The following is a 13,742-nucleotide window of genomic DNA, read 5'->3' on the forward strand; positions in this document are numbered from 1 at the left end:
AACTAAATGCTAATACTTGCTAGGATCGCCGCAAATTATAGTGAGTGATAAATATGCAATTAGATTTAAATGGTATTACGCCGCAGCAGTTCTTAGAGCAGTATTGGCAAAAAAAACCACTAGTGATCCGCCAAGGATTTAAAAACTTTCAAGATCTGCTCTCTCCTGAAGAGATGGCTGGACTTGCTTGTGACGAAATGGTTGAGTCACGCCGAGTTTTTAAAGCAAACGATGAGTGGCAAGCTGAGTTTGGCCCATTTGAATCTTACGAAGAACTTGGTGAAAAAGATTGGACCTTAATTGTTCAAGCACTGAATAACTGGTTACCGGAAGCAGAAGAGTTAATTCAATGTTTTGATTTTATCCCACGCTGGCGTTTTGATGATGTCATGGTGAGCTATGCCACACCTGGTGGCGGAGTTGGACCTCATATTGACCTTTACGATGTGTTTATCTGCCAAGGTTCGGGTCGCCGTCGTTGGCGAGTTGGGGATCTTGGTCCTCACAAAGAGTTTGCAGCTCACCCTGCATTGCTGCATACAGAAGCATTTGATCCGATCATAGATGTTGAATTGTTGCCTGGCGATATCTTGTATCTGCCACCGGGGTATCCTCATGATGGTGTGACTCTTGAGCCTTCGATGAGCTTCTCAGTCGGTTATCGAACAGCCTCTGCGAAAGACATGGTAAGCGCAATGGCTGATCACATTATCGATAACGATCTGTGTAATGAGCAGATTGCCGATCCGGACCGTGAACTAGCTAATGGCTCTGGCGTGGTCAATCACTCCGACTTAGCACGCATTAAGCAGCAGTTATTCAGTACGTTAGATGACAAGCTAATCAGTGAGTTTAGTGGCCGTTATCTTACTCAGTCGAAATGTGAACTTGATTTACCTGAAGATCATTTAGGTTTTCAAAGTCTTGACGTAACCGAGCAGTTAAAGTTACAGCCGCTAGTAAAGCTTGGTGGCCTGCGTTGTTTGTATTTTGAAGCAACAGCCGCTGACGGTATGCTCTATATAAATGGTGAACAGATCCAACTAGGCGAAACTAAAGAGTCGTTAATCGCACTGTTATGTGACTCGCAGCAGTTAACTCTAGAGGCGCTAACACCTTGGTTGGCTGATGATGAAACACTCAATCAATTAACCGATTGGGTTAATGCTGGTTACTGGTATTTCGACGATATAGAGTAACAGCTAGCATTTGCAAATGCTTGACTGCAAATAGAACAGGTTCAACGGTAATACTGCCATTGAACCTTTTTTATTAGTGCATTAAGTTGAGCGGCATATTTTTGGCTAATCAATCTAGAATATGTACTGCCAAACTGCACCGAGCGTATCAAAATCACTACCGACTTGAGTAACCACCCCAGTACTGGCGTATAGTTTAATGCTATTGCTTCTGTTAATCGGCGCAGAATAGGTGATGCCGAAACGAGAGTTCTCCTGCGAATCAAACGAGTCGATATTGTCCTTGTGGGTTTCGCCGCCAAAATAAAAGTTGGCATTGAGTGATAGCCAGTGACCTTGGCTAAAGTTGTAAATTAGGTGACCCTGTAGGGTATATTGTGGATCTTGCTCAAGCTTAACCTCATTGAAATACTCGTCATTATCACCGTAAAAACGCACAGAAGCGATTAAATCGTAATACCAGTCGCCGAGTTTATGAGACATACCTAATCCTGGTCTAAATACCCAACGATTTGCACCCGCATTAAGCAGTTTATCTTTATCATAACTCCCTGTCGGTGCTGTAATTTGTAGACTCGTCCCGACCACAACACCTTGTTTCCATGCACCAAAGTCGGCAGGTTTTAAGGCCGGTGCACCAAAAAAGTTCCAAGAGAGTCGAACATTAACATCGCCATAACCACATCTATCAGCCGTAACTCGTTCGCCTTGAAAATCAGCGCTGCCTTTATAGCAAAGTCGACTCGCGCTCATATCAATTTTCGACGATTTTCCAGCCAGTGCAAAAGTATGGGCATATCCGACAACAGCGGCATTGATGTTGATATCAGCATTTTCGATGGGTGCTGTAGGTGCTGGTGATAGTTCGCCTTCAGAATGTGCAGCGCCGACAACTAAAAAGTTCATTCCGATGGGAATGTTGGTATAGCTTCTAGGCTCTAGATCTTGTGCAGAGCATGTTGTTGCCGCCATTGCTACGCTGAGCAAGCCAATGTTGAGGAGTTGTTTGTTATTTTTATTATGGCTGTTTTGCATTGATGATCCCTAACTGAAAAATGGCTCTCTCTGAGCGGTTCCACTACTCAGTTAATTCGATTGCACATACTCTAAGTTAACCAATTTATCAGTTTAATCAAGCATGTTATGCTGCAAATAATTAAAACTGTTATTTAACATTTTTGTATTACCTAAAGGGCGTTACGTGCTTACCAGAGAAGAGATAGAGCAATCGATTCAGCAAGCCCTTATCAAAGTGCATCAGGATGCGATGAATGCAGCCAAACGTGCCCATGATACTGCAACAAGTAGTGAAAGCGTTGCTGAAAATAAGTACGATACTTTTGGTTTAGAGGCGTCGTACCTTGCCCACGGCCAATCCGTTAGAGTTGCAGAGTGTCAAGCGGATATCACAGCTTTTGAGCAACTATTCACCTTGTTAAAGCATCGAGCTTTGAATGAATGCGATAGTCGTAAACCTAAGCTTATCGCTGTTGGTCACCTAGTTGAGCTTGTTGACGCAGAAGATATTGTTAGCTTGTTGTTTATGGGACCAAGTGCTGGTGGTTTAAAAATTGAATTAGCTAAACGTAATTTTATGCTCATCACACCGCAGTCGCCTATTGGTGAAAAACTAATGTCGCGCGAAGTGAATGATGAAGTTTCGATTAACGTCGGTGGAAACCTACATCATTATGAAATTGTTGGGATCTACTAGTCAGCTCAACAACGAAGTGGAGTCGAACAAAGACTTCTGCGATGGGCGTTTCTTATACAAAAAGCATGGGTTTTACTCAGTTTTATTGATTTTACCAAGGGAACGACCATTTGTGGCAATCGATGCCGTGATTAAACTCCCACTGAATCGTGCACCTTCAGGTAGTACGGGTATATATTAAAAGGAATTATATGGCTTTAATGACCAGTGAACGGCTAACAATCAGACAGATTACTGCTGCTGATGCGAGTTTTATTCTGTCTCTGCTTAATGAACCAAGCTTTATCGAGGGGATTGCAGATAAGCAAGTCCATAGTCTTGAGCAAGCGGTAACGTATATCAATGACAGTTTCACTAAAAGTTATCATGATAATGGCTATGGTATGTACTTGGTTACATTGCGAGAAGGCGATATTCCAATTGGGATCTGTGGCTTAATACGCCGCGACTACCGCGATGATTTTGAACTAGGTTATGCTTTTGCAAAAGCCTTTTGGTCTAAAGGATATGCCCAAGAAGCGGTAAAAGCGGTACTCAACTATGGTGAAACTGTTCTTAAGGCAAAGGAATTTATTGCAGTGACTTCTATGGATAACGAGGCTTCGATAAAGACACTAGAGCGGCTAGGCTTTGTATTTGATAAAATTGAAAAATTGGCTGCTTACGATGAAGAGAGTCGTTTGTATAAATTAACAGTAGAGTCATAACAATGTCGAAGATATTTACCGTAGATGATTTAACTATCCGTGAGTTTGAACTGGTCGACCTAGAGACTTTTGCGCGTTATCGAGCGATGGAAGCGGTTGCTCAATACCAAAGCTGGAATGATTACTCAATAGAAAAAGCCAATAGCTTGTATGAATCGATGCAGGGGCATCAATTTGGTGAAGTAGGGCAATGGTTCCAACTTGCAATTGTTGCAACCCACAGCAATAACTTGTTAGGTGATTTTGCAATCCATTTTATTGATGCTGAGCAAGTTGAAGTGGGCTTTACTTTAGCGCCGGAGCATCAAGGTAAAGGGATTGCGACCAAAGCGTTGAGTGCATTTATTGATTATCTTTTTAATGATATGAAAAAGCACCGAATAATTGCGACTACTGACTGCGACAATCACCCCTCCTATCAATTATTAGAAAGAGTAGGGTTTCGCCGAGAAGCACATTTTATCGATAATATATTCTTTAAAGGCGCTTGGGGAAGTGAGTTCCAATATGGCTTGCTTAAGCATGATAGAGATTCACTAAGCTTATAGATACAATCAGTTTATAGATACAATCAGTTTATAGCTGCAATAAGCCCGTTTAAGTATCGATAAAAAAGCCCGCTAGCTTGATGCTAACGGGCTTACCTTTTTTGTACTTATTTAAATCGCCTACTGCTTGAGTTTGTCAGTGACAATTGAGTAATTATCCCATACCTTTTTATCTGACATTGAGCGCACCAGCTTAATGTATTCTGCGTGAGTCCAAGCAAGTGGTGTGGCAGAGTTAGTGCCTTGAGCTGGCTTATAGTGGTAACGCGTAGGGTTGCCAACACCGTCCCATACTTGTTCCGGTAGCATTAACCCTTCATTGGCAAACGTTTCCATTCCTTGCACATAAGTATTGATTAGCTTTTGGTGGGAGTCACTATCAAGGCTGTTGCTCTTAAGGGCTTTAGCAAGCTCAAAATGGCCACGTTCTCCGGTAAAAAATGGCCAAACACGACCTCGTTGTCCAGCACTGTTTTGACCTTTCTCTGCATAGCTATCACCGTTGACTTCATCTTCTCCATAACCATCATTACCGTAACGTCTAAAGCCTGGAATAAGTGACCCATCTTTGGCTTTAAACTGGTATTTCACTCTTAAGTTATGCTCTAGTTTCTCATTGTCTATCAGTGCAACCGTATTACTCACCGTCTTATCGGTTGCGTCAGTTACACCGTAGCGAACCAGTTCCAAAAAGCCTCCATCTAGAATAAGGCGTTGATCAAGGCCACCTCTACCATTGTTGTCACCGAGCTTAGTATCAAGGTTTGGTTCGCCGTTTGGCGCTAAACGTACAAAATAGGGTAGGTTTTCAGTTTGGTCTGAATCACTATTAGAGCGGCTTGATGCTGCCAGTAACCCACTTTTGGTCACCATCAGTTTTGCTATTTTGCTCTGCATCATTTTTGCGGTATCTAAATAACGTTTGGCCGCTTTGTCATCGCCTGTATGATTTGCTATATCACTGGCACTGATAAGACCTGATATTACCGCTGCGGTAGTTGAAGGTGAGTAACCTTGCTGCTCCTCCCAGCGTTCTTGCTGAGTTTTTAGTGGTGTTATATTGATGTGATTCCAATCTAAGTTAACTTCACCACCATTGACCAAAAACTCTGCGGCAGGTTTGAGCATCTTTTTATACCAATGGCTTATTTCCGTATCGCTTAATACCCCAGCTTGCCATAACTTCCAGCCGAGCATGATAGGCATTGCAGTTTGATCTAACTGCACACCGACCCATTCAATCTGTCCATCTACATGGGTTTTCTGTAAAAACCAACCTGGTGTCCCGGTATAACCCGGAGTATTTTCAGTTACCTGAACTTTCTCTAAATACTCAAACGCTGTTTTTGGCGTTTGGTTGTCGCCCATTGCTAGAAAGGCCATCGCGCATTGATAAAAGTCCCGTGGCCAAACAGCTTTGTAGCCAGTACTGCCAACTTTTGCAGAAACCGTATCTCCCCATGGATTAGAAAGTGAGGCGATTAACGCGCCGGCATGAGTCTTGTCTTCTTGCGCTTTTAACACTAATGCACTGGCGTATAACAACTTGCCATTATCAGTAGTGGTATTGACCATGTTGTTTAATGCATCGAGTGAGCTTAGATAATCTTGCCAACCCAATGCATCTCCTTCACCGTTAAAGGCTGCGAGTACTTTGTCGCTACCTGCAGCTAGGCTCGCGTCTGTATTAGCTAAACTGATTTGCTTATCGCTGCCAAAACCGATGACCAGATCAAAACTTATCTTAGCTTGCTGCTCGCCGGCTTTTATTATTGGGCTCGGGTACTGGGCAGTGAGTGCGACATTCCCGCCTTGGTTTTCATCGGAGGTTGCGCTGTACTGCCAGTTCATATCACCGTTATTTTTTAGATCGGTTAATCCATCAGAGATGCCTACAAAGCCAACACTTGCTTGGCTAAAATCAACACTTGATTTAACACTCATGACACTGCTGTCTTTATCTGTGGTGTTTACGGTAAACACTTTATTAGCAGTGTCATACTGAGCAATATCGTTTGCACCACTATTGTCGATATGCGGGTTAACCATTAGGTATGGGGTGATCCCGGATTCAAATGCAGTAAAAATCACCTTCATCATTAGTGCATCGCGGTCAGGATCAGTAAAAATATGTTTTTCTATTTGGTATTTGCCGCCTTTATCTTTATTAATAAGCTTATAGGCAAGTGATAGTGGTCTACCGAACTCATCAGTGTGTAAATACTCGATAGAGTGTTCAGTATCATCTTTTTCAGTATCAACAAAACCGTCGCCGGTTACAACAAATTGCATCTCTTTCAGTTGTGCGTTGTGGATTAGACCAAACATGGTTTCAGTGATAATACCTTGGGCAAGCGAGAACCAAACCCGACTGATAGGATTTTCAGCGCTATCTTGATAACTGCCGTCTGTATAGGGCTCATAAGAGGTGCCAATGCCGGTTTTTCCTGCAAAAGCCCATGTTGGGTCGTTTCCAGGAATTCCTGGTGCAATAGAATTTCGCTGATTACCAGTGCTAAGTTGTGTTGTTTCACTTTTAACAGAACTTAACTCAGTACTATTTTCTGTATGTTGATTGTTACAGCCGGCTAGTAACAGCGCCATACTCACTGCGGTGGTAAGTACTGTTTGTTTAAATGTGATTGGACCTACCATTTGCTTCCCCAAATATGATGCTTTTTTATTTATTTTGCGTAAAACACAAAGTGTATTGTTAACGTTTTTTGCGAGTTTAATTTTCAGCAAGGATCACAGGCTATTGTCGACATTGACTCTTAACACAGCTATACCTGCTACCATCATCAGCACGCCACCGGTGATCAGTGCGTAAATCGGCTGGCCATCGAAAAGTACTCTGACGATAAGACCAAGCACACTTGCTGCCAATAATTGTGGGATGACGATAAAGAAGTTAAATATTCCCATGTAAACGCCCATTTTCTTTGCTGGTAACGTATTTGCGAGCAGGGCGTATGGGACAGAGAGTATTGAAGCCCAAGCGATACCTATGCCTATCATTGGCAGCCATAATAAGGTGGGATCGCTGATGAACTTAAAACTAATAAGGCCGAGACCACCACAGAACAGGTTGATGCAGTGAGTCACTTTTAAACCCAGCTTTTTAGCGAGAATAGGGATGAAAATGGCCGCGATTGCTGCAAAACCGTTATAAACTGCAAAGAGTAAACCGACCCAGTCAGCACCATCGTTATAGGCTTTTGATAATACATCTTGGCTACCATAGTGATAGTCAGTCACGGCTGCTGTGGTATAGATCCACATGGCAAATAGTGCAAACCATGAGAAAAATTGCACTAAAGCGAGTTGATGCATCGCTTTGGGCATATTGAATAGGTCATCGACCACGCAAAAGATTAAGCTCTGCTTTTCACGGTTTGTACTTAACTGTTCTGTTGTTTCAGAATGACACTTTAGTTGGTTTAATTTGGTTGCACAGTATAGCTGCAATGGACCAAAACTTAATATTCCGATACTGAGAATAAATAGCTGTTTATCCCATTCACATAACCAAATAGTGGCAGTAAAAATGCTACCAATACTTGCCCAGAGGATACTTCCGTTTCGGTACTGTGTTGCGCTACGTTGACCCGTTGTTTGAATCGGACTTTCGTCAGTGTGCTTTTCAAATTCAGCTAACTCTTCAGGTGAGTACTCTTTTGTTGAAATGACGGTCCACATTACAGCAAGGAAAAGAACAGCACCGCCAAAATAGAAAGCGTAACGTACTGAATCAGCAATCTCACCAGCGGGCGCAGTATTACTCACATCAAAATAATTACTTAAAATATAGGGTAGCGCTGATGCGATGACTGCGCCAATACCAATAAAGAAGCTTTGCATCGCATAACCAAGAGTGCGTTGCTTATTGGGCAGGTTATCGCCAACAAATGCTCTAAATGGTTCCATAGCGATGTTAATCGATGCATCCATAATCCAAAGCATGCCAGCAGCAATCCACAAAGCAGGAGAGTGGGGCATAACAAAAAGTGCTAAGGTCGTACAAACTGCGCCTAGTACAAAGAATGGTCGCCTTCTTCCCCATCTTCCCCAGGTGTTATCACTTAGATAACCGATGATAGGCTGTACAATGAGTCCGGTTAGAGGCGCGGCAATCCACAGAATTGGGATATCATCAATCGATGCGCCAAGGGTTTGGAATATTCGGCTTACATTGGCATTTTGCAGTGCAAAGCCAAATTGAATGCCCAAAAATCCAAAACACATATTAAATATTTGCCAGAAGCTGAGCTGTGGCTTTTGTTGAGGGTTGTTTTCAGACATTAACCAGACCTTTTCGGTGTTAGAATTATTATTGTGGGTCGAATCTTTAAAAAAATGGGTAACAACTAGCGACCTCTGCTGGCCGTTACCCTATACCTATGCTAATAAAGCGATAACCAAACGTGTTTGCGTTGTTGGGCTAAAGCTTGTTATAGAGTGGTAAAACTAACGGCCAAACCGTTAGAAACGACCATACTTTTACCGACCACACCACAAGCAGAGCATGAATAAAAGTAGGTTCCCATGTTACCCTTGAGCTTGATTTTGGCACAACAGAATACATACGTATTCATGCTGTATGTTTAACAGTAATAACACTTATATTTAACGGAACTGTGTCGATGACTAAAATGATAAAAATACAAGCTTTTGTTTTTATGTGCTTTTTAATCTTGACTGGTTGTAACATTGCAAATCACGGTTCATTTACCTCAGAGACATATCATGGTGTAACTCAGTCTGAAGAGCTTGTTGAATTAGGTGCCGTCGTAGGTAAAAGCTGTCAAACACAGTTTTTATATTTACTGCCTATCGATGAAGGCGTATCGACTTTGATGGCAATTGAGCAAGCTAAGCAAAAAATTGCCGGTACCGTCTTACTCGCTGATATGATTATCGACGATACGCTGGCAATTGAATTTGGCTATTCAGAGCAGTGCATCATTGTGCATGCAACTGCAATGGGCATACTTAATCGTTAAGCTACTCTGCGTCACAAAGGGCTTTACCGGCTTTATAACAACTTGGTTGTCTTGGGCACACGGCGCCTCTTGAGCAAATCAGCCGCGCTTCATTGTCAATACCGCGTTCTATCCAATTAATGTTAAGGATTTTTGCCACGCTTAATAGGTTTTTCTTAATATGCGTTGGCATTTCTACTGAGCCACTATTTTCGGCACAGATCTGTTTCAGCTCTGTGGCAATAGACGCAGAATCACCACCTTGGGCATCAATAGCTGGATTGAGATCGATTCCTGCGCAAAGCACGTGATTGTTTCCCGCCATATCTTCAACCTTTACTGACTCACAGCAGTAGATCCGTGGCTCTTCAGCAACCTCGAGAATTGATATTTGGGCTGAGGTACCAACTTTGGGTTCGTTGATCATTCTAAATACGGCCCAATGCTGGCAAGGATCTTCTACCACCCGCATATTGCCCCAAGGTAGAGGAATGCCGTTACCGCGATAAACCGCTTTCAATTTGCCCGGTGCGTAGGCATCAAAGTAATGCCAATGCGGGTAGGGAGAAACGACGGTCATTCGGCGCATTGCAACCGATGCCGACACACCAACCGCTTTGTTGACGTTTATCTCATAGCCGTGTCTGTCTAATAATTGTCTGAAGGGCACTTTTGGACAAAGCAGTGCACCAGCAAAGAAGCTAGACTCGAAATCACGCCATGCATGCAAAATATCTTGGGCATTCAAAGTCGATGATGCGGGAGTTGTTAACTCATCGTGGGCAGCGGTATGTCTTCTTCCGGCTGTTAACACGCACTTTAAACCGTCTTTATTGTGTAAAACACAGTGACCAATATGTACCGCAAGATCATATTTAAGCCTTGTTGGGAATGACTTGAGCATCTTGTTGAGATAAATAGTCGATGGCGGCTCAAAGAACGAAGTCACTACATGGGCGGTACTGACTCCCATCTCATCTTCTACTTCTTGCGGAGTTCTATCGACCCATTTCAGTTTTAACCCAAGGGATTTGGCAATATCTTTTAAGTCATCTAATGCCAAAGGAAGCCGTTTTTGACCAACTTCTTCAGCAGCGCGCTCAAGATCTGGGAAGTGGTTTTGATGGTGTTCTTGGTGTGCGCGGATCAATAAATGGGCAAATTCACGACCGGTAGTTCCTGTTTGTGACAGCATTTCGGGGATGGCAATCTGTAAAATATCACTCGAAAACAGAAAACTCGGCTCTAAAGCCATACCACTTATTCCACCGCGTCGACCTTTTTCTGGTGTTATTGCGTTGTCTTCAGGAACGTCATCGAGAAACCAATCAACCTCTTTTTGAAACACTGCGGCAATCACCGCTAGCATCCCAGCACTAGGGACTCGTTTACCCCGTTCAATCATCGAAAGGTAAGATACAGAGGGGGCTGACTCAGGATCGACACGCACACAGCGGGCTGAAAGATCTTCCATTGTAAGGTGGTTTCTCTTACGCAAATTTCTAATCTTGGTACCGAGAAAATGTGACTTTCTGATCAGGCTCTGATTACTTTTCATATTGTAAAATTCACATTGTAAAATTTTTATTGTGAAATTGTAGCGATTTTTACACTAGACTACAAATCAAGCAGTCAGGAAATAAACAGTTTCTTGAAAGCTTTCAAAGCAAGTAACGGTGAGTGACCTATTTTAGGAACGAATGAGGACAGGACAATGGATATATCAACAATCAATAACACTGCAAACAACCACGAGAATAATGTATATATTGGTTCGGATTTTGTTGATGTGAATGTTGTCCGTCAGGCAGCAAATGATACCTCAACACCTTGTGCCAAAATATTTTTGGATGACAAGTTTCCGCTAACTAAAGGATCGCACAAGGATGCTTGCAGCTATGTAGTCTACTACCAACAACTGCTAGTGTTTATGAAAGACGGTAGCCAAACGGGCTTACGTTGCCCTAAACAGTTTGTGGCGCTTAACGGTCATAAGAGTGAGCCTACCGCAATATTACTTAAAGATAATGGCGTGCATGTGGAGCTAACTTTTGATAGACAAAGTGTAAAGGGCGCAGAAGATTGTGCCAACATTGAAGATATCTTAGTTGAAGGTCACCAGTACTGGATAAGCCTGGTTAATGTTGAAAACACAGTGGTAGCCTCATCGGTACTCGATCAAGAGTTTACCGCGAAAGATGGTAGCGACTACCAGCTAAAGCGCTAAATCTTGCTAAGAAATCGAGTAATAGAAAAAGCCCTTAATTAAGGGCTTTTTTAGTCTATGACATATAAAAGGCAAGTTTTCTAATTAACAGCCTTAAAACGAATTGCGGTTCCGCCGCTTGGTGCAAGCTTTAATGTGAGTTGATCTGCAGCGTTTACTTGTTTGGTCTCGATGACATAATCATAAGGATTACTTTGCCAGTTAGCGTCTTTACCATCGCGGTAGATCTGCGCCTCGTAACGCACTCCTTGGGTTAAAAAATCAAGTTTTACTTCAATTTCTCTGGCGTTGTCGTCGGTAATTGCCCCTAGGTACCAGTCTTTGCCATCACTTTTTCCTGCTCGTTCTTGTCGCGCAAATACCACATATTCGCCAACTTCACCTGCCAAGGCGATACTTTGATGCCAATCGGTGGGTACATCTTTGATGAACTGAAACGCATCTTGCCGTTCAAGGTAGTTTCTAGGAAGATCCGCGGCCATCTGAATAGGGCTATAAAGTACGACATACAGAGCGAGTTGCTTGGTTAAAGTGGTTTGTACTCGATTAATCGCATCAAGTCCTTTTGGGGCAAGGTCGAATATACCTGGGGTGAAATCCATTGGCCCAGCTAACATGCGGGTAAAGGCAAGCGTTGTGGTGTGTGCCGGATTGTTCGGCGGTGTGCCCCAGGCGTTAAACTCTTGTCCACGGGCACCTTCACGAGAAATCCAGTTTGGATAGGTACGGCGCAGTCCGGTATCTTTTATCGGTTCGTGAGTGTTAATACTGAGCTGACGTTTAGCTGCCTCCTGAACGCTATATAGATATTCGTTCGCCATAAATTGACCATCATGCCATTCATGGCGAGTAATACCGTTTTCATCTATACGCTTAATATCGCCGCCATCAGCGACATAGCCGGTCTTTATCTGACTGACGCCATGCTGTTGGTAAAGATCGTAGGCGTCTTGCATCTGATTTCGGTAGTTTGTCACTGAGCCAGAGGTTTCGTGATGGCCAATGAGCTTAACCCCTTTTGAGCTGCCGTAATGACTCACCGCATCAAGGTCGAAATCGGTGTAGGGTTGAGTAAAACTGAACACGTCACCATTATGAAACCAGCTGCCATCCCAACCATGATTCCAGCCTTCTACTAACACACCATCGAAGCCATTATTCGCTGCAAAATCCATATAACGCTTGGTTTCGCTGGTGGTGGCGCCGTGTTTTTCACCTGAGCCCCAAGTATTCTCATTAAGGTGCATACCCCACCAAATACCGACATATTTCCCAGGCTCTACCCAGCTTACATCGCCAAGTTTATTGGGTTCATTCAAATTAAGAATTAAGTGTGAATTTAGTAAACCTGCGGCGTCATCGCTTATCTGGATAGTACGCCATGGTGAGAAAAAGCCCGCTTGAGTTTTGACCAAACTGCCGTCAGACCAGGGAGTGAGATCGGCTTTTAGTTTGCCGCTACGACGTTGATTTAGGGTCATCGAAGCGTAATCAACCAGTGCAGCTTCGTGAATACTCATGTGCACACCAGAATTGAGCCTAAAAGTGAAGGGAGTGTGTACATTAGTCACTTTGTCTAAAGCGCTGTTGCTGTATAGGTACTCATAACGATTCCAGCCTCTTGCTGGGATCCACCAGGCTTGCGCTTTTTCGGGCGACGGAACTGAAAATTCTGTTAATTCATTGGTGATGGTTAACTGACTTAGCTCAGCTTGTTTTGGTAGCTCATATCGAAAGCCGATGCCGTCATCAAAGGCTTTAAAATGCAGTTTAAGCTTATATTTGCCGTTGCTTAGGGTGATGTTAGCTTGGTTGTAATTATCCTCTATCCATTCTTGCTCGCCCCATGGTTGCTGCCAACGATTTTGAGTGTTGCTTAATTTGCTTTTTTCAATGGTAAAGCCTTGTGCCAATTCACCTAATGATTTAAATACCAATCCAAGACGAGAGTCGGTGATGACCTTTTTTCCATGAAACTCAACGTTATATTCTGGCTGGCCATTGTCATCAAAAATAGACACCACTATTTGTTTGTCGGGAGAGGTTACTGAAACTGTTTTAGCCACTGCGATATTGCTAAACGCCGTACCTAGTATTATTGAAGTGATGGTGGCCAGCTTAGATAATGAACGCTTTTTAGCGTGGAAAGTCTTTTTTTGTATTGCGGCGTTATCATGGTACGAAAGTAATGTAGAGCGCAGTGAGTACATGGTGCCATCCCTGTGTTTAATTTATTGTTATAGTTCTGCCGTGCAAGTTTTATTGAAGTTATGCTGCTGTTAGCATACTAAGTTGAACCTTAAACTTGCTGCAATGGCTTGCATACGTATTCAAATGGAGAAGATAGCTGTACAGCATTTTGGTT

11 protein-coding genes are annotated in these 13,742 nt (G+C 43.0%); 6 read left to right on the forward strand and 5 right to left on the reverse strand.

The annotated features are described in order from the left end of the window. The first annotated feature begins 53 nt into the window (after positions 1 to 53). Positions 54 to 1,199, forward strand: a complete 1,146-nt coding sequence (locus AB4238_RS07730; protein WP_372032643.1) for a JmjC domain-containing protein — start codon at positions 54 to 56, stop codon at positions 1,197 to 1,199. Between the two features lie 114 nt (positions 1,200 to 1,313). On the opposite strand, the gene AB4238_RS07735 is transcribed toward AB4238_RS07730, so the two are convergent. Continuing rightward, positions 1,314 to 2,234, reverse strand: coding sequence for a transporter (locus AB4238_RS07735; protein ID WP_372032645.1), 921 nt, complete (start codon positions 2,232 to 2,234; stop codon positions 1,314 to 1,316). Positions 2,235 to 2,400: 166 nt separating this feature from the next. On the opposite strand from AB4238_RS07735, the gene AB4238_RS07740 reads away from it, so the two are divergent. The 3 genes from AB4238_RS07740 (at position 2,401) to AB4238_RS07750 (ending at position 4,168) form a co-directional block, all read left to right on the forward strand. After that, positions 2,401 to 2,913 (forward strand): GreA/GreB family elongation factor, encoded by a 513-nt coding sequence (locus AB4238_RS07740; protein WP_372032647.1) that lies wholly within the window; start codon positions 2,401 to 2,403, stop codon positions 2,911 to 2,913. A gap of 191 nt (positions 2,914 to 3,104) precedes the next feature. Beyond that, positions 3,105 to 3,620, forward strand: a complete 516-nt coding sequence (locus AB4238_RS07745) for a GNAT family N-acetyltransferase (RefSeq protein WP_372032648.1) — start codon at positions 3,105 to 3,107, stop codon at positions 3,618 to 3,620. Positions 3,621 to 3,622: 2 nt separating this feature from the next. After that, entirely contained in the window at positions 3,623 to 4,168 is a 546-nt protein-coding gene (locus tag AB4238_RS07750) for a GNAT family N-acetyltransferase (protein ID WP_372032649.1), read from the forward strand. Between the two features lie 120 nt (positions 4,169 to 4,288). Here the strand turns inward: AB4238_RS07750 and AB4238_RS07755 are convergent, their stop codons facing one another. Together AB4238_RS07755 and AB4238_RS07760 are read right to left on the reverse strand one after the other, a co-directional pair. Further along, a complete protein-coding gene (locus AB4238_RS07755; protein ID WP_372032650.1) occupies positions 4,289 to 6,823 on the reverse strand; it encodes a glycoside hydrolase family 15 protein in 2,535 nt (844 codons plus the stop codon). A 93-nt stretch (positions 6,824 to 6,916) separates the two neighbouring features. Further along, positions 6,917 to 8,470, reverse strand: coding sequence for an MFS transporter (locus AB4238_RS07760; RefSeq protein ID WP_372032651.1), 1,554 nt, complete (start codon positions 8,468 to 8,470; stop codon positions 6,917 to 6,919). 341 nt (positions 8,471 to 8,811) lie between these two features. Between AB4238_RS07760 and AB4238_RS07765 the strand changes: the two genes are divergently transcribed. Next, positions 8,812 to 9,171 (forward strand): hypothetical protein, encoded by a 360-nt coding sequence (locus AB4238_RS07765; RefSeq protein ID WP_372032653.1) that lies wholly within the window; start codon positions 8,812 to 8,814, stop codon positions 9,169 to 9,171. 1 nt (position 9,172) lies between these two features. Here the strand turns inward: AB4238_RS07765 and AB4238_RS07770 are convergent, their stop codons facing one another. Next, complete coding sequence (locus AB4238_RS07770; RefSeq protein WP_372032654.1) at positions 9,173 to 10,708, reverse strand: DUF3612 domain-containing protein; 1,536 nt, start codon at positions 10,706 to 10,708, stop codon at positions 9,173 to 9,175. 156 nt (positions 10,709 to 10,864) lie between these two features. Here AB4238_RS07770 and AB4238_RS07775 point away from each other — a divergent pair, with 156 nt between their 5' ends. Next, on the forward strand, positions 10,865 to 11,377 hold the full coding sequence (locus AB4238_RS07775; RefSeq protein WP_372032656.1) for a malate synthase: 513 nt from the start codon (positions 10,865 to 10,867) through the stop codon (positions 11,375 to 11,377). A gap of 80 nt (positions 11,378 to 11,457) precedes the next feature. Here the strand turns inward: AB4238_RS07775 and AB4238_RS07780 are convergent, their stop codons facing one another. Next, entirely contained in the window at positions 11,458 to 13,587 is a 2,130-nt protein-coding gene (locus AB4238_RS07780) for a glycoside hydrolase family 97 protein (protein WP_372032657.1), read from the reverse strand. Positions 13,588 to 13,742 lie beyond the last annotated feature (155 nt).

It is taken from the genome of Shewanella sp. 10N.286.45.A1, from assembly GCF_041470405.1.
Taxonomy (GTDB): domain Bacteria; phylum Pseudomonadota; class Gammaproteobacteria; order Enterobacterales; family Shewanellaceae; genus Shewanella.